Genomic DNA, 23,514 nt, shown 5'->3' with positions numbered 1-23,514 from the left:
GTCGATGAAAACGCTTGATGAGAAAGCGTTTTCATTGTATAGTTCAGATGTCAGACTTCCTTTAGAAAACGAAGCGGAGGAACATCCAATGATTCCACAAGACCAAGTGAACGAACTTGTCCAAAAGGCGATCGCGGCCCGTACGCGCGCATATACGCCTTATTCAAAATTCAATGTCGGCGCCGTCGTCATCGATGAGACGGGGAAAGAGATTTCCGGTTGTAACGTCGAGAACGCCTCATACGGTTTGTCGATGTGTGCTGAACGGACGGCCATCTTTAAGGCCGTGTCAGAAGGCAGCAAGACGATTGAGACGGTCGTCGTCGTCGGTGACACAGACGGGCCGATCTCGCCGTGCGGTGCTTGCCGTCAAGTCATCGCCGAGTTCGCGAGTGACGACTTCACGTTGATTTTGGCGAATATGGCGGGAGACACGAAAGTGATGACGAAAGAAGAGATGCTTCCATACGGCTTCTCGCCGAAAGATTTAACGTAAAAGGATGCGGCCGAGCCGCATCCTTTTACGTTAGTTATATTTTTTCTCGCTAACCGAGTCGTCTTTTGAGTGGCGCTTACGCTTCTCGTCTTTCACTTCTTGATTCAATTCTTCGACTGGAATCGGGTCGACCGTCTCCATCCCTTCCTCGTCGAAGATGCTGTCCTTGTCTGTATCGACGGCGTCCGGATTGTCGAAGCGACGCTTAGATGGCTGGTTTTCTTTTTTCATTCGTTTCGCCTCCTTGTCTCTCTGTTATTCCACTTTCCGATTTCGTGTAAACGCTTCACGAAATGGTTTCGATTTAAAACAATGGTGGAATTATCCGTACATAGTGACTAAGGAGGGGTAGCATGGATAAAAAAGTGTTAATGGGCATCGTCCTCGGCGTCGCCGGGGCCGCGCTCGTGGCGCCGAAAGTGGCGGCACTGCTGACGCAAGACCGCGAGGATGACACGTGGAGCAAGATGGACCGGATGGAGAGTGTCGATTCGGATAAGGACGAGGCCGAGGCGGGACTCACCCAGCTCGACTCGAACCACCGGGCCGAATGGCAAGCGAACGGCTTCCCGCAGACCCACGCCGAGCGTGAGCGGCTCATGAACGAATCGGAAGAAACGTTCAAAGGCCAAGACATATAAAAAAAGGTAGCCGCGGCTGCCTTTCAGATTGAAGAAAAAGTCACGTTTCAGGCGAACTGAAACGTGACTTTTTCGTTGACTGGTTCTCTACCTTTCATAAGTCTACTTTTTTCATAACCGCCGTAAAATATATATTTCCCTAGTTCCAATTTAAGACGCATGTCTTTTCCCTTTAACGATTTTTCCAGGGGTTTCGTTCCATGATTGAGTATGTTAATTTGGCAACTGTTAGGAGGTTGGACATATGAAAAATTCAGCTAAAGAGTGGATTTACATTTTGTTGCTCGCCGCAGTAACATTTATGTATTTCTTTGTCGATGGAATGACCAATACAACAAAGACTATAGTCACCATTGCAGTATTTATAGCTGTTGTTGGACTTAAGTTTGCAGTCAAAACTACTAAGGAGGACTGAGATCATGCCCAAAAAGTCAAAACTTTTATCTCTTGTAATGTCGATAGTACTCCTGTTTTCAGTAGCTTTCATCCCAATGGGTGTAGCTAGTGCTGAGGAAGAATTAAGTGAGGAGGATTTGGAATTAATTGAATTATTGACTGCAATCGAGAACATGCCTGATGAGATAATCTTGCAGGGTGAAGATGCTATTAAGGCTCATATCGAGAGCGAAGTCAGCTTCCATCTTGAATTAAATGAGAATGGAGAATCAGTTGTGTTCCGGGCAGCAAGTGTCTCGTCGATTGCTGGTTGTGTAGGAGCAGTGGGCACTGCACTCGTGGTTAACTTCACACCCGCTAAAATCCTTAAAATCAAATCTGCACTTAAATCGGTCGGAGGAGCAACTAAGTTCGTAAAAGCCGTCAAACCGTATTACCAAATGTCGCGAGAGGATAAGCTAAGTAAGACAGCATCACTCAATCAAGCCGTCCGACTAGCTGCCAAAGATGCTGGTCCAGATACGAGAGAGGCTTTATTAGACCTTTTCGGGGTATCATCAGTGGTCGGATCATGTGCAGCAGCTTTCGGTAATTAAAGTAAAAAGACCTCAACCACTGTTGACGGCCACACAAATGAGGGCGCTCTGCCCGCCATCTTCTTGAGATTGAGGGCAGCAAAGGTAAGCATCGTCTGCATTGAAACTTTTTCAAGTCCCCGGTAACGGGTCCAACGCATGTCATGCTTCTCTTTTGCGTCCGCGAACACGCGCTCGTCTGGCGTGACCATCTCCAATCGTGTTCGATTGGTTTCCGATTCTGTTGATTTCCTGATCGTCCGATTCGCCCCCATGACGGGTTCTCTACCTCTCATTATAAAAAAGGGACGAGGGTACGAAAAGAGAGATGGATGCGTGGACCGACCAAGGGCACGGCGAGACCTCTAGGGGAACAGCAAGCAAAGGGAGACCCCAGCAGCGTTAAGCGATGCGGCTCCCTGCTTGCCCCCAGAAAAGCGAGCTGTGCCCGGTCGGACAAATAAAAAACTGCAGACAATGTTTTGTCTACAGTCCGATAGTCAGCCGCAGCTGCCTTTTTATATGTCGAATTCGTCATCCGGTAGCAGTGGCAGGCCAAGTGTGACCGTGTGCCTTGACTGACTTCGGAAGCGAAATGGATCGAGCCTCCGTGACGTTCCATGATGTGTTTGGCGATGGCGAGTCCGAGACCGGTGCCACCGTCTTCGCGGGTCCGGGACTTGTTGACGCGATAGAATCGTTCCGTCAACTTGTCGAGATCTTCCCGCGGGATGCCGCGGCCTTCATCACGAATCTCGGTGATGGCATATCCTTCCTCAGAAAACGTCTTCACATGGATGGCTTTGCCGGCCTCCGTATACCGTAGCGCATTATCGAGCAAGTTCCCGACGACTTGTTCGAGGCGATCGTGGTCTCCGAGGATGATGAGGTCAAAGTCGAGATCCGTCTCGATGGCGACGCCTTTCGCCTGTGCAATCGGTTCGAAGCGATACAATACGTCTTCAAGCACTTGCGAGTAGACGACCGGCTCTTTCGTCATCGGGTACGAGTCGCGTTCAAGTTGGGCGAGGTCGAGTAAATCGTTGACGAGCCGTTGCAAGCGTTCCGTCTCGTTCTCGATGATGTCGTAATATTGTGCTTTCGTCTTCTCATCGAGCGATGGGTCTTGAAGCATCTCCGTGTAACCGCGGATGTAAGACAGCGGGGTCCGGAGCTCATGGCTGACGTTCGCCAAAAACTCTTTTCGCTGCTCTTCGACGAGCCCGAGCGATTCGGCCATCCGGTTGAGCGTCTCGGCCAGTTCACCGATCTCGTCATCATAGTAGATGGGGATGCGGTGCGAAAAGTCGCCTTTGGCATATACTTGTGAGGCGCGTTTCATCTGGATGAGTGGTTGAATGATGGTGTCGATGATTTGCGTCCCGAAGATGAGCAGATTGACGACCATGAGGAGGAGTAAAAACGTGATCATGAGCCGAATCGGTTGGAACGGCTCACTGATTTTACTCAGCTCCATATAAAGGATGAGCGCGTTGTCGAGCTCTCCGTTACGAATGAGCGGGAAGGCCGACATGAGGATATCGACGTCCTCGGTCGGATGCTTGCGTGTGACCGAGATGGCGTAGCCGTCCTGGAGTCGGGCTAGGTCTTGTTCGCGCAAAAACGTCTTGCCTGAGCCGAGCCCGTCCTCTTTGACGGAAGATAAGAACACTTTCGTCTCCGTCAATTCGTTCGTGTAGGTCATGCTGTCAGAGAACGCGTCAGAGAACCCGTCTGCCTTGTAGATGGTGACGAGCTTCTCTCCGCGGTTGATGAGTAGTTCTTCTTGCGTCTGGATGTAGAACTTGTCGTACAAGTAAAACGTCATGATGATGAACACGAACGCGGAGAAGAGGCTGGCCGTCCAAATGGTGATCCAAATCCGCTTCCGGATCGTGTATTGCTTCATACGTTCGCCTCGAACTTATAGCCGATCCCCCAGACCGTTTGAATGTAGCCGCCGGCTTCGCCGAGCTTCAGGCGGAGCGTTTTAATGTGTGTGTCGACCGTGCGAAGGTTCCCGTGATACTCGGTTCCCCAAATTTGGTCGAGCAGCTGTTCGCGAGAGAAGACTTTCTCTTCGTTCGTGATGAACAAGTAGAGGAGGTCGAACTCTTTACGGGTCAAGTTGACGGTCTTTCCTTTCACGCTGACCGCACGTCCTTCGATATCAATCGATAACACGCCGACATCGAACGTCGCTTCTTGTTCTTTTGAGAAGTTGTGTGTCCGGCGAAGCGTCGCTTCAATCCGGGCGAGCAGTTCCCGTGGGCTGAACGGCTTTGTGATGTAGTCGTCTGCCCCAATCTTCAATCCGTGAATGCGGTCGAGTTCCTCGGAACGGGCCGTGAGCATGATGATCGGCACGTTCGAGAACTCACGGATACGCATGCACGCCGTTAGCCCGTCAAGTTCAGGCATCATCACATCGAGTAAGACGAGGTGGAACGACTGTGCTTTCAACAGCTCGATCGCTTCGAGCCCGTTCGTCGCCGTGACGGTCTCGTATCCTTCCTTCTCTAAGTTCGAGACGAGCAAATCCCGCATTTGTTCTTCATCATCAGTCACTAAAATTCGAAACGTTGGTTCTGACATGGTCCATTCTCCTTTACAAAACAGTTAACGGGGCGTGTGAGAAATCCCTCATACTTCTATCATACCTATCTCTCCGAATTAGAACAGAAATATTCATCGCCGTAAAGTTGTCCTCATGCAATCCACACAAAAACGCCACAAAAAAGCCAATTCTTTGTCAGAATTGGCTTAAGCTTCGAGTTGCGCCTCGTAGGCAATCTCGAATTCTGGGGCATGGAGCGAGTGCAAGTAAAGCTGGAAGCTCGACTTTGACACTTCATATAGTACGTACTCGACGTCCCCTTGATTGATTTCAGCAAGCAGCTCCGAACGAATCTCATTGGCGCAAAACGCGTACGGCAACTTTTCGGCCGCGGCGATCGAGCGTTCATTCGATTTTCGGATTTTTAAAAACACACTTTCAATATCAAGCTCGAAGAACAATTCTGAGAAGAACGCTTCTTTCGCGACTTGATTGTAACCTTTCCCGTGATACGGTTTGCCAAGCCACGTACCGAGGAACCCGTAGCCGGATTCCACATCGAACAAGCTGATTGTCCCAATCGGGGTCCCGAACTCGTTCGTGATGGTGCGTGAGATGATGTTTCCTTGCTCTTCTAGCTCGATCACTTGCTTCGTGCTAAATAAAAACTCGTCAAAGTGGACCGTCTTTTGACGGACATACGGAAAGACATCTGGGTGTTGCATCAGTTCGAACAACTCCGCGCAGTCGGTGAGCTCACGAAATTTGAGCACCTTTACATTCCTCCTCCTATTTCAGACCGCTGAAGAATAGTCGTAACGAAAGCATACTTCTGGCTTCGCTGTTCGAACCGCCTTGGTTGCTTTTTTGAAGTTACAAGATAATTTTATATAGATTTTTTAAAAAAGCAAGTAAATTATGCGTAAAAACGCTTATGAAAAATAATGAAAATTAGTCCATCTCATGATGCGTTTTCGCGCGTTCTGTCGCATACACAATTTGACCGTTCACAATCGTCATAATCGGCTTCGACATGTAGTCGAGCGGGAAGTGGCTCCAGAGCACAAGGTCGGCATCTTTCCCGACTTCGAGCGAGCCGATTCGGTCGTCGACACCGAGCGATTCGGCCGGGTGAATCGTGATGGCGCGTAGCGCGACATCGACCGGCAGCCCTTCACGTGCGGCGAGTCCGGCACAAAGGTTCAAGTATTGGACCGGTGTATACGGGTGGTCGGTCGTGATCGAGACGATCATGCCGTGCTCGTGTAGGATACGGTACGTCTCCCACGTCTTGTTTTGAAGCTCGATTTTTGATTTGCGCGTGAACGTCGGCCCGACGGTGACGTGCTTCACCCCAAGCTCACGCAACTTTTCGGCGACGAGATGACCTTCCGTGCAATGTTCGATGCGGTAGTCGAGGTCGAACTCTTCGGCGAAACGGACGACCGATAAAATATCATCGGCGCGATGGGCGTGGACTCGAACCGGCATCTTTCGGTCAAGGGCGAGCTGGATCATCTGGCTGCCGAACGTGCCAATCGTCTTCGTCGAGTCGACGGTCCGGAACGCCTCGCGCAGAAGCCCCATAATCCCCATCCTCGTCAAATCACCTGTCTTGCCCATGCTGTGGATGCGCTTCGGGTTTTCGCCGAGCGCCATCTTGAGCCCGGCATACCGCCTGAGAATCATATCTTCGATGAAGCGACCGTGTGTTTTGATGACGCTTGTCACGCCGCCGATGACGTTCATGCTACCGGGCATGACTTGGACGGCCGTGACACCGGCCCGAAGTGCTTCTTCAAACCCTTCGTCGAGCGGATAGACACCGTCGATGGCCCGGGCATGCGGCGTCATCGCTTCGACCGTCTCGTTCGCATCGTTCCCGACCGAGCCGGTTCCTTCGTCATAGAGTCCGAGGTGCGTATGGGCATCGATAAAACCGGGGAATAAGAAGTTTCCCTCGGCCTCGATGACCGTCTCATCTTCGAGCGGGTCGAGAAGATCGGCCATTTCGACAATCTTGCCGTCTTTGACGCGCAAGTCCCCGTAGAAGTGGGGAGCGGTGATCGGGTAAATATGGGCGTTACGAATCAATAAGTTACTCACGTATTGTATATCCTCCTCAAGTTAAATGTAGCAGTTGTTTCAGTGCGGGCTCCAATGTCTCATAACGGAACTTGAACCCATGGTTGAGCGCTTTCGTCGGGACGACTTTCGCGCCTTCTAAGACGATGACGCTTTTCTCACCGAGCGCGAGTTTCATGAGCGGTGCCGGTGCGGGAATCCAGTGCGGACGATGCATGACGCGGGCGATGGTTCGTCCGAACTCATCCATCGTGACTGGCGTCGGGGCTGTTCCGTTGACGGGACCCGCGATGGCCGGGGTCTCGATGACATGGACAAATAGACGAACGAGGTCGTCGAGGTGAACCCACGGGACCCACTGTTTTCCGGAACCGATTTTTCCGCCGACGCCAAACGTGTACGGTAACTTCATGAGCGGGAACGCGCCGCCGTCATTTGATAGGACGACACCTGTCCGCATAAATGCGAGCCGGATTCCCATCTCTTCGATTGGGGCGGCTTCTTTTTCCCAAAGCACGCATACGTTCCCTAAGAAGTTTGTCCGTTCCGGGAGCGGTGTGGACTCGGAGTACGTGATCGAGCGGTCTTCACCATATATTCCGATGGCCGAGCCGCTGATGACGACACTCGGTTTTTGCTTCATATTTTTAATGATGCGCACAAGCTCTTTCGTTCCGTCGAGTCGACTTTGTAGGATGGCTTGTTTTTGTTTATGGGTCCAACGCCCGTCGTTGATCGAGGCGCCGGCCAAATGGATGAAGGCGTCGACGTCTTGGAGCGCTGTTTCCGGCTGGCTGTCCGGTGTCATCCATTCCACGAAGGAGATGCCTCCTTGCCGCGGCCGCGGATTGCGTGTCAGGACGACGACTTGATGGCCGGCCTCAGCAAGGGCGCGGACGAGCGGACGACCGATCAATCCGGTCCCACCGGTAATTGCAATTTTCATGAGTCTCCCTCCAGTATATTGAAGCGATTTCAAAACGGGTATGAGTTCCATAAAGAAAGTGGGTCGTTCGTATTGTGAATACCCTTTCTTCTAACTTATCAAAAATCCTCCTTAAGCGGGGAACGTGATATGTTAGAACTAGGAAAAGGAGGGTTTTTGTGAAAATCGCCAAGTTTACGACGCAACAGAAAAACAAAGACCGGTTGAACGTCTTCGTCGAGAAAGACGGCAAAGAAGAGTTTGCCTTTGCGATCGATGTCGATGTGTTCATTAAATATGGATTGACGAGAGGGATGGAGCTTGAAGATGACTTCGTCCGTGACGTACTCGAAGCCGAAGAGGAGCAAAAGGCTTACAAAGCGGCCGTTAACTATTTGTCGTACCGAATGCGTGCCGTTTCAGAGGTGCATGACTATTTGATGAAGAAAGAAGTAAGCGAACCGGTCATTAAACGCGTTACGGACCGTTTGATCGAACAGCGTTACTTGAACGATGCAGAGTTCGCCAAAGCCTACGTGCAGACGAAGTTCAACACGAGTCCGAGCGGACCTGTGAAAATCAAACGAGAGCTTGCGCAATTTGGCATCGCCCAAACGATCATCGAAGACGTGATCGCCTCCCTCACGCATGAGGATCAGCTCGAAAAGGCCGGAAAGTTTGTTAAAAGGAAACAAATGGAAACAAATCGACGTTCCGCCACAGAAGTGCAACAAAGAATTCAACAAAACCTGATGCAAAGGGGTTTCACGTTTGATATTATTTCAGAGGCGATTCACACGTTTTGGGAAAACGAGGATGAGGACGTCGAGCTTGCGGCCTGTTTGACACAAGCCGAAAAGTTGAATCGAAAGTATAGCGGATATGATGCATTCGAACGGAAACAGCGCATGAAGATGCAGCTTCGGCGCAAAGGATTTCCATATGATGTCATCGAGCGCGCGTTAGAGCGCCTCGTTGAGGAACAATCGTAGTGGGACATCGGTTTACGGTATAGGGGAAAAAACTGAAAAGGTGGGTCTACATTGACGATTTTCGAATGGATTACAGCACTGATGCCGATTGTATCGGTGCTCATCTTACTGGTCATTATGCGGTTACCGGCATCGATTGCGATGCCACTTTCGCTCGTTTTAACAGCAATTCTCGCATTTTTCGTCTGGCAACTCGACGCCACACAAATCACGGCGGCTGTTCTACAAGGGCTCGTCATCGCCATTACGGCGGCTTGGATCGTCTACGGTGCGATTGGAATGATGAACACGATGAAAGAGGGCGGTGGGATGAACGCCATCCGCTCCGGGTTTGTCACGATTACGCCGGATCCACGGATTCAAGTACTCATCGTCGGCTGGCTGTTCGTTTCTTTCATCGAAGGGGCATCCGGTTTCGGGACTCCGGCCACGGTCGCGGCTCCGCTTCTGATCGCGTTAGGTTTTCCGCCGATTGCGGCCGTCGTCATTGCCTTGTCGGCTGACGTTTCGGCCGTCACGTTCGGCGCGGTCGGAACACCGGCGCTCATCGGAATCGGGAACGGTCTTTCGCTCGACGTGAGTCAACCGGAAGCGATTGAGTTTTTGACGAGCGTCGTCTTGCAGACGGTGCTCATCGATATGGTCGTCGGTCTGTTTATTCCGTTCATTCTCATTTTGATGCTGACGCGGTTCTTCAGTAAACAAAAGTCGGTCAAACCGGCGTTTGAAGTGTTGCCAATCGCGCTCGTCGCAGCGCTCGTCTACAGCATCCCGGCCTATTTATGGACGCTCGCCCTAGGATTTGAATTTGGAGGTATGCTCGGTGGATTGACAGGTCTCGTCATTTTGGTTGCGATGGCGAAGAAGGGCATCTTGATGCCGAAGCGTGTTTGGACGTTTGACGGATACGTCGACGAACTCGACGAGCCGCTCGAACAACCGACCGTCAAGACAGGCAAGCGTGAACTGCCGCAATGGAAAGCGTGGGCCCCTTACTTGATTTTGACGATTTTCCTCATCTTGACGCGGACTGTCCCGTTCTTGAACGAACTGACGCGAAGTGTCCGCATCAACTTGCCAGACATCTTAGGGGTCGTCGGAATCTCGACATCGTGGGAGCCGTTCTACTCGCCAGGGTTCATGTTCATTTTGACGATGATCGCGACGTTCTTCTTGCACAATATGAGTTGGTCGCAAGTGACGTCGGTGTTTAAATCGACGACGCTCGGCATCGGCGGGACACTCATCACCCTCGCGGCGTCCGTGCCGATGGTCCGCATCTTCATCCACTCGGAGAATGGCGGGGCAGGGTTAGGTTCCATGCCGGTCGAACTTGCAACGGCTGCGGCTGACACGTTCGGTGGGGTTTGGCCGCTCGTCGCGCCGTGGATTGGGGCACTCGGGTCGTTCGTATCCGGGTCCGCCACGTTCTCGAACATGATGTTCTCGAGCTTGACGACGAGTGTCGCCGAATCGGTCGGCATGAGTGAGACGCTCGCCCTATCGATGCAAATGGCAGGGGCGAACGCCGGTAACATGATTTGCGTCTTGAACGTCGTCGCGGTTGCTTCGGTCGCCGGTCTCCTCGGAAAAGAAGGAACGATCATCCGTTACACGCTCATGCCGATGATTTACTACGTCGTGGCGACGGGGATTGTCGGTGTGGTTTTGGCGACGTTCTTCATCAACTAAAATAAATTACAATTTCTTTACAAAATAATATTGACAATTTTCTGAACAGTCTGCTAAGGTTTTAGTAGATTTTAAAACTATGAAACGAGAGGAGCCAGCATGATGAAGTACATCACAACACTACAACGCACACACACAACATCATATGGCTACTCGTATTTGACTGCTTAAACGGGCAGCTGGATAGGGGTAGTGTCCTTTCCCTGACCATGCAAAAGACTGAAGACTGTCAAGCGCACTTCATCCGATTGGTTGCACAATCAGGTGACGTGCGCTTTTTTGCGTGCATGGAAAGGGCGGAAGGGGGAAATCAGTCATGAAACTGATTAGACAATTGGATTGGTTTATTAAACGGCAAAAACGGACGTATCTCATCGCCATCATTCTGTTAATCATCACGGGTGTCGTCGACATGTTGCCACCGTGGATTATCGGCCAGGCGATCGATGCGATTCGGGAAGGGAGTTTGACGACAGAGCGGCTCATCCTCATCGTCGGGTCGCTCCTCGGGATCATGGTCTTGTCGTACGTCATGTCGTACTTGTGGATCGCCCGCTTGTTCGGGACGGCCTTCCTGCTAGAGAAAAAATTGCGGGGTCGCTTCTTTGGTCATTTGCTTCGGCAGACGCCGCGATTTTATCAGCAGCATCGCACGGGTGACTTGATGGCGCTCGCGACGAACGATTTGAAAGCGGTCGAACGAACGGCCGGGTTCGGCGTCATGACGCTCGTCGATTCGTTCAACATGACGCTCATCGCGCTCACCATCATGGGCGTGTTCATCGATTGGAAGCTGACGCTCGCGGCACTGTTGCCGATGCCGATTCTCGCCTGGTCGATGAACAAGCTCGGGCGCCAAATCCATGCACGCTTCACGGCGGCGCAAGATTCGTTCGGGGTCATGAACGACCAAGTCGTCGAATCGATTTCAGGGCTTCGTGTCGTCCGCTCGTTCGTCCAAGAAGAGGCGGATACGAAGAAGTTCGACACGATCACCGACGACGTCATGGCGAAAAACATGCACGTCGCCAAAATCGACGTCTTGTTCGAGCCGGTCATCAAACTACTCGTCGGACTGAGCTACTTGATTGGCCTGTCGTTCGGGACGTATCTCGTCTTCACGAACGACATCACGCTCGGTCAACTCGTCTCGTTCAACATTTATCTCGGGATGCTCATCTGGCCGATGTATGCGTTCGGAGAATTGATTAACGTCGTCCAACGCGGAACGGCGAGCTTAGAGCGGATTGAAGCGACGATGAACGAACGGCCAGACGTCGAGTCGACGGGGACGACGGATGTCGCCGTTCCTGAGAAGATCACGTTCAAGTCGCTCACGTTCACGTACCCGGGGTCAAACCGTGCGTCGCTTGAAGACATCGTGCTCCACGTGTCACGCGGAGAGACGATTGGGATCGTCGGGCCGACCGGGGCCGGGAAGACGACGCTCTTGCGTCAACTGCTCCGGGAATACCCGATTGACGATGCGTTGCTCGTCAACGGCATCCCCATCTCAGACATCAAGCTCGAACAAGTCCGAGGCTGGAGCGGCTACGTGTCGCAAGAACACTTGCTGTTCTCGAAGACGGTCCGCGACAACATCTTGTTCGGGGCGGCCGATGCGACCGAGGACGACCTTCAAACGGCCATTCGCCTTGCGGCGTTCGATACCGATATCAATCATTTAGAGAACGGACTCGATACGGTCGTCGGTGAGCAAGGGGTCATGCTGTCGGGTGGACAGAAACAACGTCTCTCGATTGCCCGAGCCTTGCTCAAAGACCCTGAGATTCTATTACTCGACGACTCGCTCTCTGCAGTCGACGCGAAAACGGAATCACGAATCATCGACTCGGTCCGGACGAGCCGGTCGGAACAGACGACGTTCATCGTCGCCCACCGCCTATCGGCCGTGGCCCATGCCGACCAGATTCTCGTCTTACAAGACGGCCGCGTCACGGAACGCGGTACGCACGACCAACTGATGGAACGACACGGTTGGTATTATGAACAATACGTTCGACAAGGGGAGACGGAGTAATCCGGGAAAGGGGGAATCTCTCATGATCGATCAACACGAATTAGATCCAGTTCGCAGGAAAAAGACGATTCGCTCACTCGTCGGCTATGCCAAACAAGTGAAGCGTTCGATTTTCCTAGGTCTGTTGTTACTCTTTTTAGCGGTCGGCGCAGAACTTGCCGGTCCGTATATTGCAAAAATCATCATTGACGACCATATCGTCGCCATCGAGCGCGATTGGGTACAAGTCGAATCAGGGGGTAGCGTCTCGTTTGCCGGGAACGTCTACGAGAAAGAATCAAGACTCGACGGGGAGACGGTCGTCCGGCCGGTCTCGATCGTCCAGACGACAGATGGCTACTATCTCGTACCGGATGCCGTCATGAGCGGGGGAGTCCGCGAAGTAGAGAACGACGTCCTCACCATCACGCGAAGCGATGAGGCCGCCACTTACGAAAACATCGTGCCGCTCTCATCGACGGACGTGTTCCGATTTTATGAGACAGATCTCCGGGCTGTCCTCTTCTTATCCGGACTTTATGTCATCTTGCTTTTGATTGCGGCAGGGTTGAACTGGGGACAACAGATGCTCCTCCAACGTTCGGCCCACCAAATCGTCAAGACGATGCGGCTCGATGTCATGCGGCACTTACAGACGATTCCTGTGCGTTACTTTGACCAGACACCAATCGGGAAAATCGTCAGCCGGGTCACGAACGACACCGAGACGATTCGCGACCTTTATTTAGGCGTCCTTGCCCGTGTATTCCAAAGCGTCGTCATGATGATTGGTGTCTTGATCGCCATGTTCTTCTTAGACGTCCGACTCGGTCTCGTCTCGCTCATCATCATCCCGGTCGTCATCGTCTGGATCAAGTTGTTCCAACGTCTGTCGACACGGAACAACTTCCGGGTGCGGGCACTCGTCGCCGATATGAACGCCCAATTGAATGAAAGCATTCAAACGATGCCAATCATTCAATCGTATGTGAAAGAAGACCTCGTCTATGACGAGTTCAACGAGAAGAACAGTGACAATTTCCAGACGCGTCGGAAGTTGCTCAAGCTCGACGCGCTCATGTCGCACAACTTGGTCAACTTTTTCCGCAATATGGCACTTGCCTTGCTCATCTGGGTCGTTGGGGCGCAGACGCTCGGTACGGGCAGCGTGCTCACGCTCGGGATTCTGTACGCGTATATCGATTACGTCTCACGGATTTTCGAGCCGGTGACGCAAATCATGAACCAACTGTCGCCACTCCAGCAGGCGCTCGTCTCGGCAGACCGGATGTTCCAGTTGCTCGATGAGAAAGGGGAAGACGTGTCGTCAGAACGCATCCCACGCTTTAAAGGCGAAGTCGTCTTCGATGACGTTTCGTTCAGTTATGAGGCCGGAAAACCGGTGCTCCAACACATCGACATCCACGCCGCACCTGGAGAAACGGTGGCGCTCGTCGGGCATACCGGAAGTGGCAAGAGCTCAATCATGAACCTGCTCATGCGCTTCTATGATCCGTCACATGGGGCGCTCAACATCGATGGGATGGACGTGACAAAACTGCCGACACAAGCGGTCCGTGACCATCTCGGCATCGTCCTCCAGGACCCGTTCCTGTTTACGGGGTCGATTAAGACGAACGTGACGCTCGGCGACGAGACGATTTCCGATGAGCGCGTCTGGCGGGCGCTCACGGCGGTCGGAGCCGACCGCTTCGTCAAGCAGTTGCCGAACGGACTAGAGGAACCGGTCATCGAACGTGGCGCATCGCTTTCGAGCGGTGAACGACAACTGATCAGCTTCGCGCGCGCGCTCGTCTTCGACCCGGCCATCCTCGTCCTAGACGAGGCGACAGCGAGTGTCGATTCAGAGACAGAGGCGCTCATCCAAGAGGCGCTTAAGACGCTGACGAAAGGCCGGACGACATTTGTCATCGCCCACCGCCTGTCGACGATTCGAGAAGCCGACCAAATCCTCGTCCTCGACCATGGTCACATCATCGAACGCGGGAACCATCAATCGCTCATCGCAGACGGCGGTGTCTACGCCCGCATGCATGAGCTACAAAGTAAACAACAAGCCATCAGTTAAGGAGGCAATATGGAGATTATCGGAAAGCACAACCGCGCCAAAGTATTCAATGAACGGATGGATGATATGACGCGTGCGCAACTGCAGACGCTCGTCGATCAACCGTTCACAGAAGGCGCGACGATTCGCATCATGCCGGACATGCACGCCGGTAAAGGTTCGGTCGTCGGCACGACGATGACGATTCACGATAAGATTGTGCCGAATTTGGTCGGCGTCGACCTCGGATGCGGCATGCTCTGTACCGAGATCAAGGCGAAACGAATCGATTTTCAAAAACTCGATGACGTCATTCGTCAAGCGGTGCCGAGCGGGATGAACATTCGGGAAGAAGCCCATGCTTATGCCGCGAAGCTTCCGTTAGAAGACGTCCGGGCCCCGTTCAAACTCGACCGTGCCTTACGCTCGGTCGGGACGCTCGGGTCGGGCAATCACTTTATTGAAGTAAATGAGAACAACGGGCGGACATATCTCGTCATCCATTCGGGGTCACGCCATCTCGGTGTACAAATTGCCGATCATTATCAAAGTCGCGCAATCGAACACATGATGAAGACGACGGATGTGATGGAAGCGATTGAACAGTTGAAAGCTACCGGACGTGAGCATGAAATTTCAACGTATCTCGAGACAGAGCGTGAGACGCGGAAACAATTCCGCGACCTCGCCTACGTCGAAGGCGACGCGATGCAAGATTATATGCACGACGTGCGGATCGCGCAACAGTATGCCGCGATGAACCGCCTTGCCATGACCGATGTCATCGTCGAGGCGATGAACTGGAGCGTCCTTGACCAATTCGACACGGTGCATAACTATATCGACCATGACGATCGGATCCTTCGAAAAGGGGCGATTTCGGCGAAAGACGGGGAACGGGTCATCATCCCGATGAACATGCGGGATGGCTCGCTCATCTGTACCGGGAAAGGGAATCCCGACTGGAACTTCTCCGGACCGCACGGAGCCGGACGGATCATGTCACGTTCGGCTGCGCGGAAGCGTGTCGACTTCAATGAGTTCAAACGAGCGATGTCCGGCGTCTGGTCGACGTCGGTCCGGCCGTCAACGATTGACGAGTCACCGTTCGTTTATAAATCGATGAAGGAAATCGTTCGCTATATCGAACCGGCCGTCACCATCGACCAAGTCATTAAACCGCTCTACAACTTCAAGGCGAACTGAACGATCTGTTCAGTTTCGCCTTTTTCTTTTCTATCGAAAATCTGATACGCTACAAGTGAGGTGAACGAAATGGAAAAACGATTGAGTGACTTATCGAAATACGAATTGGAGCAAGAGATTCAAGCGCTCCACGAACGGAAGCGGAAAGCGGAGCAGATGGGGATGGTAAGTGAGATTGAAGTCGTCTTGCGCCGCATCGCCATCGCCGAGAGCTATTTGATTGACCCGTCGTCGTTCAAACCGGGAGAGACGTATATCGTCAACTACAATGAACGTCCGTTCCGCTTGAAGTTCGTCAACGGCGTCATGGGGTGGGGGACGTTCGAAGGCGAAATGATGGAGCGTGCGATTCCGCTCTCTGAACTGTCGGAGGTGAAGGCATGAACCGGTCCGAGCAATATGAAAGGTTGGCCGAAATCTTGAAGGCGAAAAACGATGTGTTGAGCGAGCTCGAAGCGCTGACGTGGGTCGAAGTGCTGTGGGAGGATTTTGAAACGACGCTTGCCCGAGCCGGAGAACCGTATCCGGGGGAGGCGAAATCGTTTCAGTACGTCGTCCAACAGATTGATGCGTATGGCCCGCAACTACATCTATTCCAAACGAAAAACGAGAAGTTCAAACACTTGATGTCAAAACGAGATCTTCACTAAAATCACGCCAATCACGCCAAATTGGCGTGATTTTTTACTTGCAAACGTGTTACAGTTGGTTATAATAAAAGGCGCTATTTGTTTGCTTGATAGTTAAGTATTTATAAACTTTCTTTAGTTGGAATCATCTTTCACTAAACTTACCGCAAAGTCGAAAGGAGGAACGCGACTTGGAAGTCGGTCAAAAATTGAAGCGCCTCCGCGTTAAAAACGGATTGACGCAAGAAGAGTTGGCGGAACGCACCGATTTGAGCAAAGGGTACATCTCGCAAATTGAGCGGGACTTGAGTTCGCCCTCGCTTGAGACACTCTTTGACTTATTGGAAGTGCTAGGTTGTTCACCGAAAGAGTTTTTCGATGAAGAGATTTTTCAAAAAGTCGTTTACACTGAGGACGACCGGACCGTCTATGCCGACGAGGAACGAAAATACCGGACCGAGTGGCTGATCCCGGAATCGAATGAGAAAGAGATGGAGCCCATTTTACTGACGTTCGCCCGACACGGTGAGTTCAAGCGTTACGAGCCTTCGCGCTCGGAGACGTTCGTTTATGTGTTATCGGGACGCGTCGCTTTGAAGCTTGGGAACCATACGTATTTTGCCAAAGCGGGTGAAACACTTTACTATGTCGCGTCGGACTCGCACCAACTCGTCAACGATTACGAGGACGTGACCGAATGTCTCGTTGTCGCGACACATTCATATTTATGAACAGGGAGGAAATGAGATGAACGAACAGACAATTATCCGTTTTGATAACGTGTCGAAACGCTACGACGATACCGTCGTCTTAGAGAACATCAGTTTTGAGATTGAGCGAGGGAAGTTCTACACGCTACTCGGACCATCGGGATGCGGGAAGACGACGATTCTTCGGCTCATCGCGGGGTTTATCGAGGCTTCCAATGGAGACATTCACTTTGATGGGAAACGAATCAATGACGTGCCGGCGAATAAACGTCAAGTGAACACGGTGTTCCAAGACTATGCACTCTTCCCTCATTTGAACGTGTTCGAGAACGTCGCGTTCGGTCTACGCATCAAGAAGATGAAAGAGGCCGACATCAAGACGAAAGTCGAGCAAGCGCTCAAGTTCGTCAACTTGGTCGGATACGAATCGCGTGAAATCGATGAGATGTCGGGCGGGCAGCGCCAACGTGTTGCCATCGCGCGCGCCATCGTCAACGAGCCGGAAGTCATTTTGCTCGATGAACCGCTCTCGGCGCTCGACTTGAAGCTCCGGACCGAGATGCAGTATGAGCTCCGCGAATTGCAACAGCGCCTCGGTATCACGTTCATCTTCGTCACACACGACCAAGAAGAAGCGCTCGCCATGTCGGACGAGATCTTCGTCATGAACAACGGGCGCATCGTCCAAAGTGGGACGCCGACCGACATTTACGACGAACCAATCAACCGTTTCGTCGCCGACTTTATCGGCGAATCGAATATCGTGCCGGGCGTCATGCCGGAAGACAACATCGTCTCGTTCGCTGGGAAGACGTTCGACTGTGTCGACCGAGGATTCGACCGCAATGAGAACGTCGAAGTCATCATTCGTCCAGAGGATTTGGAGATGACGTCGGTCGAGTCGGCAAAACTTGTCGTCGATGTCGATTCCCAGCTGTTCCGCGGCGTCCATTATGAGATTTGCTGTTATGACGAGGAAGGGAACGAGTGGCTCGTCCATTCGACGAAAAAATCAGTCGTCGGATCCAAGATTGGGCTCACGTTCGACGAGGAAGCGATTCATGTCATGCGCCTAGGAGAAACGGAAGAAGAGTTCGACCGCCGCCTCGAATCGTATGAGGAGGTCGGCCATGAATCGAACTAGTCAAACGGCGAAGACGGTCTATATGACGACGTATTGGGTGTGGATTGCCCTGTTCGTCATCGCACCGCTCTTCCTCGTTCTCTACTATTCCTTCTTTGATATTGAAGGGAACTTGAGTTTAGAGAACTATCGGACGTTCTTCACGTCGACGTATTTGACGATGACGCTGTCGTCGTTCTGGTACGCGTTCTTAATCACATTCTTCTCGCTTCTCATCGGCTATCCGACGGCGTACTTGTTGACGAAGACGAAGCACAAAAAGTTGTGGCTCCTCCTCATCATCTTGCCGTCATGGATCAACTTGTTGCTCAAAGCCTACGCGTTTCTCGGGATTTTCGGGACGTACGGTATCACGAACCAGTTTTTAGATGCGATTGGTATCGGGTCACGGCAGATTTTGTTCACGGATTTCAGTTTCGTGTTCGTGTCGGTGTATATCTTTATCCCGTTCATGATTTTGCCGATTTATAACGCCATCGAGAAGTTGCCGCCGTCACTCGTCTATGCGTCGCGTGACCTCGGGGCCTCGAATTGGACGACGTTCCGACGGGTCATCTTCCCGCTCACGCTCGACGGCGTCAAGTCCGGGATTCAAATCGTCTTCATCCCGGCACTCTCACTCTTCATGATTACACGTCTCATCGCCGGGAACCGTGTCATCACGCTCGGTACGGCGATTGAACAACAATTCCTCGTCACGCAAAACTGGGGCATGGGCTCGACGATTGCCGTGTTCTTAATTTTGGCGATGGTGCTCGTCATGGTCATCACGCGTGACTGGGGTGCGAAAGGGGCGGTGCGCCGATGAAACAACGAAAATTCAAATTAGCGAACTTGTATTTGATGGCGGTGTTCTTCATTCTTTACGCGCCGATTCTCTATTTGGTCGTTTACTCGTTCAATAGCGGTGGGACGATGAGCAGCTTTGAAGGGTTCACCCTCGAATGGTACGAGGCGCTCTTCACCGATACACGTCTCCTCGTCATCGTCTTAAATACAATCGTCATCGCGCTGCTCTCGGCGACGATTTCGACCGTGCTCGGAGTCATCGGTGCGCTCGCCATCTATACGGCCAAGCAGAAGTTCACGAAGACGTCGCTCTTGTCACTCAACAACGTGCTGATTGTCAGCCCGGACGTCATTATCGGGGCGTCGTTTCTCATCTTGTTCACGATGCTCGGTATTCAGCTCGGGTTCTACTCGGTGCTGTTGGCCCATATCGCGTTTTCGGTCCCGATTGTCGTCATCCTCGTCTTGCCGAAGCTACAAGAGATGAGCCCGACGTTAATCGATGCGTCGCGCGATTTAGGGGCGAGCACATGGGACGTGCTCACGAAAGTCATCTTGCCGTACATCACACCGGGCATCTTCGCCGGGTTCTTCACGGCACTCACGTATTCGCTCGATGACTTCGCCGTCACGTTCTTCGTCACGGGGAACGGGTTCTCGACGCTCGCGGTCGAAGTGTATTCACGGGCACGTCAAGGGATCTCGCTTGAGATTAACGCCTTGTCGACGCTACTGTTCTTGTTCACGCTCATGCTCGTCCTCGGGTACTATGTACTCGCGCGACGCACGGCGAAGGAGGTCAGACGATGAAAAAGTTAGTCATCATGTTGACGGCGCCGCTCGTCGTCAGCTTCGGCATCTTGCTTTGGATTTATCAAATCAATATGGCGCAAGGGTTTGGCGGGGACAATACGCTCGTCGTCTACAACTGGGGCGACTATATCGATGAGGACTTGATTGATGAGTTTGAGGAAGAGACCGGGTTGAAGGTCATCTATCAGACGTTTGATTCGAACGAGGCGATGCTCACGAAAATCCAGCAAGGTGGGACGGCCTACGACATCGCTGTCCCGTCCGACTACGCTATCAGCAAAATGATTGAAGAGGATTTACTCGTCCCAATCGACTATACCAAGCTTGAGAATTTCGACAACATCGACCCGCGCTTCCTCGATAAGTCGTTTGACCCCGGCAATAAATACTCGGTCCCTTACTTCTGGGGAACGGTCGGGATTGTCTATAATCCAGAACTTGTCGACGGAGAGATCACGTCGTGGAACGATTTATGGGAGATGCCGCTTGAAAACGACATCTTGCTCGCGGACGGAACACGGGAAGTCATGGGCTTCGGTCTGAACTCGCTCGGTTACTCGCTCAATACGACTGACGAAGCGGAACTGCTCGAGGCGGAGAAAAAGCTCGAGACGCTGTGGCCGAACATTAAAGCGATCGTCGGCGATGAGATTAAGATGCTCATGGCGAACCGGGAAGCAGCCGCGGCCGTCGTCTGGTCCGGTGACGCCTCAGAAATCATGTACGAGAACGAAGAGTTGACGTACGTCATCCCGGAAGAAGGGACGAATCTTTGGTTCGACAATTTGGTCATCCCGAGCACGTCCCGTAACGTCGAAGGGGCCCATCAGTTCATCGATTTCATGCTCGACGCCGAGATTGCGGCACGCAACACGGACTATGTCGGCTATTCGACACCGAACGAGGCCGCGCTCGAGTTCCTCGATGAAGAAGTCGTCACGGATGAACGGTTCTATCCCGATAAAGAAGTGACGGACGAGCTTGAGGTGTATGAGAATTTAGGCAAGCGCATGAACGCGTATTACAACGAGTTGTATTTGCGCTTCAAAATGCAGAGTAAATAACAGAAGTCCCGCTCGAAGATGAGCGGGACTTTTTTGTATTCAAGTGAGAGTTCATTCACGACTGTTGCAGCTCGGCCCGCTCCTCGTCTGTGAAGACACGCGAACGGCTTAAAAACCGCTTCCCTTCGACGCCTTCGACGGAGAACATGCCGCCTCTGCCATCGACGACGTCGATGATCAGTTGCGTATGCTTCCAATAATCATATTGCTTCTCGTGGATATAGAACGGACACCCCCCGATTTCGCCAAGTAAGACGTCGTGATCACCGACGAGAAATTCACCTTGGGGAAAGCACATCGGTGAACTTCCGTCACAACATCCGCCAGACTGGTGAAACAGGAGTGGTCCATGCTTTTGTTTCAGTCGATCGAGAAGCGCGAGCGTGGCGGGGGTGGCCTCGACGCGGTTCACCATCTTAGAAGAACCCGAGTTTTTGTTCGCTGTAACTGACGAGCATGTTTTTCGTCCGTTGATAATGGCTGAGCATCATCTTATGGTTCTCACGGCCGATCCCTGACATCTTATAGCCGCCGAACGCCGCGTGCGCCGGGTATTGATGATAACAGTTGATCCAGACGCGACCGGCTTGAATCTCACGCCCGAAACGGTAAGCCCGGTTCATGTCGCGCGTCCATACACCGGCACCAAGGCCGTAGAGCGTGTCATTGGCGATGGCGATTGCTTCGGCGTCGTCTTTAAACGTCGTCACCGAGAGGACCGGTCCAAAGATTTCTTCTTGGAAAATACGCATCTTGTTATGGCCTTTGAAAATCGTCGGTTGGACGTAGAAGCCGTCCGCGAGCTCACCATCCATCACGTTGCGCTCACCACCGATGAGGCACTCGGCACCTTCCGATTTGCCGATCTCGAGGTACGACAAGATTTTCTCGAGCTGCTCGTTCGACGCTTGGGCGCCCATCATGACGTCAGGGTCGAGCGGGTTGCCAAGCTTGATCACTTTCACGCGTTCGAGGACGCGTTCCATGAACGGCTCATAAATCGACTCGTGGATGAGGGCACGTGATGGACACGTGCATACTTCACCTTGGTTCAAGGCGAACATGACGAGCCCTTCAATCGCTTTATCGAAGAAATCATCGTCCGCATCCATAATGTCGGCGAAGAAGATGTTCGGCGATTTTCCACCGAGCTCGAGCGTCACCGGGATGATATTTTGTGACGCGTATTGCATGATGAGGCGGCCTGTCGTCGTCTCACCTGTAAAGGCGACCTTGTCGACACGGTCGCTCGACGCGAGCGGTTTACCCGCCTCGAGCCCGAACCCGTTGACGATATTCAAGACGCCTGGCGGGAGCAGGTCTTCAATCAATTCTAGGAGCACCATGATTGACGCAGGTGTCTGTTCCGCTGGTTTCAAGACGATACAGTTCCCGGCGGCGAGGGCCGGCGCGACTTTCCAGACGGCCATCAAGATTGGGAAGTTCCAAGGAATGATTTGCGCGACGACACCGAGCGGCTCTTGGAAGTGATAGGCGACCGTGTCGTTGTCGAGTTCGCTGATGCCACCTTCTTGGGAGCGGATGACCCCGGCAAAGTATCGGAAATGATCGATGGCGAGCGGAAGATCGGCATTCAGCGTCTCGCGGACGGCTTTCCCGTTCTCCCATGTCTCGGCGTAAGCGAGCATCTCAAGGTTTTCTTCCATACGATCGGCAATCTTATTCAAGATGACGGCACGTTCCGTCACCGACGTCTTGCCCCAATCTTCTTTTGCGGCGTGAGCCGCGTCTAGCGCGAGTTCGACATCTTCCTTTGTCGAGCGGGCGACTTCACATAAAACTTTACCGTTGACCGGAGAGGTGTTCTCAAAATATTCTCCCCCGGCAGGCGCTGTCCACTTGCCATTGATGTAATTCTCATAGCGGTCTTTAAAGTGTACTTTCGTGCCTGTCGAGTTTGGGACTTCATAAATCATGGTCGTTCCTCCCTTTTCCGTAAAGTATCGGGAACCTATGTATGCGCTTACATTTTCAAGTAAGCAAATAGCTCCCTTTTCCATCCTAACGGGTAGTTGTGATAAAAGTCAAAATTTTTCGACAATAATTTGTCACATTTGCGAAAAAATGTTTTGAAGTCAAGATTTGTGGTAAAAACCATATTAGAATGAATTCATAATCCGAAGGAGTGGACGTACTTATGGCAAAAACGTATCAAGTCGACCCAGCCCATAGCACCATCAACTTTACCGTCAAACATATGATGATCTCGAAAGTGAAAGGCGAATTTAAAGATTTCAACGTCGAGGCGAACGGGCAACCGGATGATCTCGCGAACGCGAGTGTGAAGGTGACGATTAAAGCGGCATCGATTGACACGAACAATGGTGATCGCGACAACCACTTGCGGTCCGGTGATTTCTTTGACGTGGAGCAACACGAGGACATCGTGTTCGAGTCGACGTCGTTCCGCTCAAAAGGCGGCAGCGAATTCGAGTTGACAGGCAACTTGACGATTCGCGGGACGACGCGTGAAGAGACGTTTGAAGTCGAGTATGAAGGAAGCGCCAAAGATCCTTGGGGCAACATGAAGCATGCCTTCACCGGTGATGGGTCGATCAACCGTGAAGACTACGGTTTGACGTGGAACCAAGCGCTCGAAGCGGGCGGCGTCCTCGTCGATAAGAAAGTCAAATTCGATTTCGAGCTCCAGTTCACGGAATCGGAGGCATAATAAAAAGTCGCTCCGCGGAG

26 protein-coding genes are annotated in these 23,514 nt (G+C 52.2%); 17 read left to right on the top strand and 9 right to left on the bottom strand.

The window, feature by feature from the left end; all coding sequences use genetic code 11:
- Nucleotides 1-4 precede the first annotated feature (4 nt).
- Nucleotides 5-496, top strand: a complete 492-nt coding sequence (locus tag RT52_RS05625) for a cytidine deaminase (protein WP_338042349.1) — start codon at nt 5-7, stop codon at nt 494-496.
- A gap of 30 nt (nt 497-526) precedes the next feature.
- Here RT52_RS05625 and RT52_RS05620 read toward each other — a convergent pair whose 3' ends face one another.
- Nucleotides 527-727: a hypothetical protein gene (locus RT52_RS05620; RefSeq protein WP_034815739.1), complete on the bottom strand. Its 201-nt coding sequence runs from the start codon at nt 725-727 to the stop codon at nt 527-529.
- 122 nt (nt 728-849) lie between these two features.
- Here RT52_RS05620 and RT52_RS05615 point away from each other — a divergent pair, with 122 nt between their 5' ends.
- From RT52_RS05615 to RT52_RS05610, 3 genes are all read left to right on the top strand, one after another.
- Nucleotides 850-1,137 carry a hypothetical protein gene (locus RT52_RS05615; protein WP_034805344.1) on the top strand — a complete coding sequence of 96 codons (288 nt, stop codon included), beginning with the start codon at nt 850-852 and terminating at the stop codon, nt 1,135-1,137.
- A gap of 244 nt (nt 1,138-1,381) precedes the next feature.
- On the top strand, nt 1,382-1,552 hold the full coding sequence (locus RT52_RS16330; RefSeq protein WP_156028785.1) for a hypothetical protein: 171 nt from the start codon (nt 1,382-1,384) through the stop codon (nt 1,550-1,552).
- Nucleotides 1,553-1,556: 4 nt separating this feature from the next.
- On the top strand, nt 1,557-2,129 hold the full coding sequence (locus RT52_RS05610; RefSeq protein WP_034815736.1) for a hypothetical protein: 573 nt from the start codon (nt 1,557-1,559) through the stop codon (nt 2,127-2,129).
- Here the strand turns inward: RT52_RS05610 and RT52_RS05605 are convergent.
- From RT52_RS05605 to RT52_RS05580, 6 genes are all read right to left on the bottom strand, one after another.
- Entirely contained in the window at nt 2,126-2,383 is a 258-nt protein-coding gene (locus RT52_RS05605) for a transposase (RefSeq protein WP_034805347.1), read from the bottom strand. The genes RT52_RS05610 and RT52_RS05605 overlap by 4 nt on opposite strands.
- A 20-nt stretch (nt 2,384-2,403) precedes the next feature.
- Nucleotides 2,404-4,017 carry a sensor histidine kinase gene (locus tag RT52_RS05600; protein WP_245175471.1) on the bottom strand — a complete coding sequence of 538 codons (1,614 nt, stop codon included), beginning with the start codon at nt 4,015-4,017 and terminating at the stop codon, nt 2,404-2,406.
- Nucleotides 4,014-4,703, bottom strand: a complete 690-nt coding sequence (locus RT52_RS05595; protein ID WP_034815734.1) for a response regulator transcription factor — start codon at nt 4,701-4,703, stop codon at nt 4,014-4,016. The genes RT52_RS05600 and RT52_RS05595 overlap by 4 nt, the downstream gene beginning before the upstream one ends.
- Nucleotides 4,704-4,871: 168 nt before the next feature.
- Entirely contained in the window at nt 4,872-5,438 is a 567-nt protein-coding gene (locus tag RT52_RS05590; protein ID WP_034815731.1) for a GNAT family N-acetyltransferase, read from the bottom strand.
- A gap of 178 nt (nt 5,439-5,616) precedes the next feature.
- On the bottom strand, nt 5,617-6,771 hold the full coding sequence (locus RT52_RS05585) for an amidohydrolase (RefSeq protein ID WP_034815729.1): 1,155 nt from the start codon (nt 6,769-6,771) through the stop codon (nt 5,617-5,619).
- Nucleotides 6,772-6,787: 16 nt separating this feature from the next.
- A complete protein-coding gene (locus RT52_RS05580) occupies nt 6,788-7,696 on the bottom strand; it encodes a TIGR01777 family oxidoreductase (protein ID WP_034805353.1) in 909 nt (302 codons plus the stop codon).
- A gap of 158 nt (nt 7,697-7,854) precedes the next feature.
- On the opposite strand from RT52_RS05580, the gene recX reads away from it, so the two are divergent.
- From recX to RT52_RS05520, 12 genes are all read left to right on the top strand, one after another.
- Nucleotides 7,855-8,667 (top strand): recombination regulator RecX, encoded by an 813-nt coding sequence (gene recX, locus RT52_RS05575; protein ID WP_034815727.1) that lies wholly within the window; start codon nt 7,855-7,857, stop codon nt 8,665-8,667.
- Nucleotides 8,668-8,718: 51 nt separating this feature from the next.
- Nucleotides 8,719-10,359 carry an L-lactate permease gene (locus RT52_RS05570; RefSeq protein ID WP_051690285.1) on the top strand — a complete coding sequence of 547 codons (1,641 nt, stop codon included), beginning with the start codon at nt 8,719-8,721 and terminating at the stop codon, nt 10,357-10,359.
- 316 nt (nt 10,360-10,675) lie between these two features.
- Nucleotides 10,676-12,400, top strand: coding sequence for an ABC transporter ATP-binding protein (locus RT52_RS05565; protein ID WP_034815725.1), 1,725 nt, complete (start codon nt 10,676-10,678; stop codon nt 12,398-12,400).
- A gap of 22 nt (nt 12,401-12,422) precedes the next feature.
- Nucleotides 12,423-14,468: an ABC transporter ATP-binding protein gene (locus tag RT52_RS05560; protein WP_051690284.1), complete on the top strand. Its 2,046-nt coding sequence runs from the start codon at nt 12,423-12,425 to the stop codon at nt 14,466-14,468.
- 9 nt (nt 14,469-14,477) lie between these two features.
- Nucleotides 14,478-15,653: an RtcB family protein gene (locus RT52_RS05555; protein WP_034815723.1), complete on the top strand. Its 1,176-nt coding sequence runs from the start codon at nt 14,478-14,480 to the stop codon at nt 15,651-15,653.
- Between the two features lie 69 nt (nt 15,654-15,722).
- Nucleotides 15,723-16,037: a YfhH family protein gene (locus RT52_RS05550; RefSeq protein WP_034805360.1), complete on the top strand. Its 315-nt coding sequence runs from the start codon at nt 15,723-15,725 to the stop codon at nt 16,035-16,037.
- Complete coding sequence (locus RT52_RS05545; RefSeq protein ID WP_034815721.1) at nt 16,034-16,303, top strand: YfhJ family protein; 270 nt, start codon at nt 16,034-16,036, stop codon at nt 16,301-16,303. The genes RT52_RS05550 and RT52_RS05545 overlap by 4 nt, the downstream gene beginning before the upstream one ends.
- A 170-nt stretch (nt 16,304-16,473) precedes the next feature.
- Nucleotides 16,474-17,013 (top strand): helix-turn-helix domain-containing protein, encoded by a 540-nt coding sequence (locus RT52_RS05540; RefSeq protein WP_034805364.1) that lies wholly within the window; start codon nt 16,474-16,476, stop codon nt 17,011-17,013.
- 16 nt (nt 17,014-17,029) lie between these two features.
- Nucleotides 17,030-18,136: an ABC transporter ATP-binding protein gene (locus RT52_RS05535; RefSeq protein ID WP_034815719.1), complete on the top strand. Its 1,107-nt coding sequence runs from the start codon at nt 17,030-17,032 to the stop codon at nt 18,134-18,136.
- A complete protein-coding gene (locus RT52_RS05530; protein WP_034815716.1) occupies nt 18,123-18,944 on the top strand; it encodes an ABC transporter permease in 822 nt (273 codons plus the stop codon). Before RT52_RS05535 ends, RT52_RS05530 begins: the two co-directional genes overlap by 14 nt.
- Entirely contained in the window at nt 18,941-19,735 is a 795-nt protein-coding gene (locus RT52_RS05525) for an ABC transporter permease (RefSeq protein WP_034815714.1), read from the top strand. Before RT52_RS05530 ends, RT52_RS05525 begins: the two co-directional genes overlap by 4 nt.
- A complete protein-coding gene (locus RT52_RS05520; RefSeq protein ID WP_034805370.1) occupies nt 19,732-20,802 on the top strand; it encodes an ABC transporter substrate-binding protein in 1,071 nt (356 codons plus the stop codon). Before RT52_RS05525 ends, RT52_RS05520 begins: the two co-directional genes overlap by 4 nt.
- A 55-nt stretch (nt 20,803-20,857) precedes the next feature.
- On the opposite strand, the gene RT52_RS05515 is transcribed toward RT52_RS05520, so the two are convergent.
- Nucleotides 20,858-21,217 carry a DUF779 domain-containing protein gene (locus tag RT52_RS05515; RefSeq protein ID WP_034805372.1) on the bottom strand — a complete coding sequence of 120 codons (360 nt, stop codon included), beginning with the start codon at nt 21,215-21,217 and terminating at the stop codon, nt 20,858-20,860.
- A 1-nt stretch (nt 21,218) separates the two neighbouring features.
- Nucleotides 21,219-22,739, bottom strand: coding sequence for an acetaldehyde dehydrogenase ExaC (gene exaC, locus RT52_RS05510; protein WP_034815712.1), 1,521 nt, complete (start codon nt 22,737-22,739; stop codon nt 21,219-21,221).
- A 221-nt stretch (nt 22,740-22,960) separates the two neighbouring features.
- Here exaC and RT52_RS05505 point away from each other — a divergent pair, with 221 nt between their 5' ends.
- The gene (locus tag RT52_RS05505) at nt 22,961-23,494 is read left to right on the top strand and encodes a YceI family protein (RefSeq protein ID WP_034815710.1); all 534 of its coding nucleotides are present in this window, start codon (nt 22,961-22,963) and stop codon (nt 23,492-23,494) included.
- Nucleotides 23,495-23,514: the final 20 nt, after the last annotated feature.

It is taken from the genome of Exiguobacterium alkaliphilum 12/1, assembly GCF_000714435.1.
Lineage (GTDB): Bacteria > Bacillota > Bacilli > Exiguobacteriales > Exiguobacteriaceae > Exiguobacterium > Exiguobacterium alkaliphilum.
The sequence above is the reverse complement of the archived record's forward strand: the minus strand, read 5'-3'. Positions and strand labels throughout refer to the sequence as shown.

What these genes read in the sequence shown, in the direction of transcription:
- RT52_RS05580 (WP_034805353.1), bottom strand. Translation starts at nt 7,696, where the DNA reads ATGAAAATTGCAATTACCGGTGGGACCGGATTGATCGGTCGTCCGCTC.
- RT52_RS05610 (WP_034815736.1), top strand. Translation starts at nt 1,557, where the DNA reads ATGCCCAAAAAGTCAAAACTTTTATCTCTTGTAATGTCGATAGTACTC.
- RT52_RS05560 (WP_051690284.1), top strand. Translation starts at nt 12,423, where the DNA reads ATGATCGATCAACACGAATTAGATCCAGTTCGCAGGAAAAAGACGATT.
- RT52_RS16330 (WP_156028785.1), top strand. Translation starts at nt 1,382, where the DNA reads ATGAAAAATTCAGCTAAAGAGTGGATTTACATTTTGTTGCTCGCCGCA.
- RT52_RS05535 (WP_034815719.1), top strand. Translation starts at nt 17,030, where the DNA reads ATGAACGAACAGACAATTATCCGTTTTGATAACGTGTCGAAACGCTAC.
- RT52_RS05605 (WP_034805347.1), bottom strand. Translation starts at nt 2,383, where the DNA reads ATGGGGGCGAATCGGACGATCAGGAAATCAACAGAATCGGAAACCAAT.
- RT52_RS05525 (WP_034815714.1), top strand. Translation starts at nt 18,941, where the DNA reads ATGAAACAACGAAAATTCAAATTAGCGAACTTGTATTTGATGGCGGTG.
- RT52_RS05625 (WP_338042349.1), top strand. Translation starts at nt 5, where the DNA reads ATGAAAACGCTTGATGAGAAAGCGTTTTCATTGTATAGTTCAGATGTC.
- RT52_RS05550 (WP_034805360.1), top strand. Translation starts at nt 15,723, where the DNA reads ATGGAAAAACGATTGAGTGACTTATCGAAATACGAATTGGAGCAAGAG.
- RT52_RS05595 (WP_034815734.1), bottom strand. Translation starts at nt 4,703, where the DNA reads ATGTCAGAACCAACGTTTCGAATTTTAGTGACTGATGATGAAGAACAA.
- RT52_RS05600 (WP_245175471.1), bottom strand. Translation starts at nt 4,017, where the DNA reads ATGAAGCAATACACGATCCGGAAGCGGATTTGGATCACCATTTGGACG.
- exaC (WP_034815712.1), bottom strand. Translation starts at nt 22,739, where the DNA reads ATGATTTATGAAGTCCCAAACTCGACAGGCACGAAAGTACACTTTAAA.
- RT52_RS05530 (WP_034815716.1), top strand. Translation starts at nt 18,123, where the DNA reads ATGAATCGAACTAGTCAAACGGCGAAGACGGTCTATATGACGACGTAT.
- RT52_RS05620 (WP_034815739.1), bottom strand. Translation starts at nt 727, where the DNA reads ATGAAAAAAGAAAACCAGCCATCTAAGCGTCGCTTCGACAATCCGGAC.
- RT52_RS05565 (WP_034815725.1), top strand. Translation starts at nt 10,676, where the DNA reads ATGAAACTGATTAGACAATTGGATTGGTTTATTAAACGGCAAAAACGG.
- RT52_RS05545 (WP_034815721.1), top strand. Translation starts at nt 16,034, where the DNA reads ATGAACCGGTCCGAGCAATATGAAAGGTTGGCCGAAATCTTGAAGGCG.
- RT52_RS05555 (WP_034815723.1), top strand. Translation starts at nt 14,478, where the DNA reads ATGGAGATTATCGGAAAGCACAACCGCGCCAAAGTATTCAATGAACGG.
- RT52_RS05515 (WP_034805372.1), bottom strand. Translation starts at nt 21,217, where the DNA reads ATGGTGAACCGCGTCGAGGCCACCCCCGCCACGCTCGCGCTTCTCGAT.
- RT52_RS05520 (WP_034805370.1), top strand. Translation starts at nt 19,732, where the DNA reads ATGAAAAAGTTAGTCATCATGTTGACGGCGCCGCTCGTCGTCAGCTTC.
- RT52_RS05505 (WP_034815710.1), top strand. Translation starts at nt 22,961, where the DNA reads ATGGCAAAAACGTATCAAGTCGACCCAGCCCATAGCACCATCAACTTT.
- RT52_RS05615 (WP_034805344.1), top strand. Translation starts at nt 850, where the DNA reads ATGGATAAAAAAGTGTTAATGGGCATCGTCCTCGGCGTCGCCGGGGCC.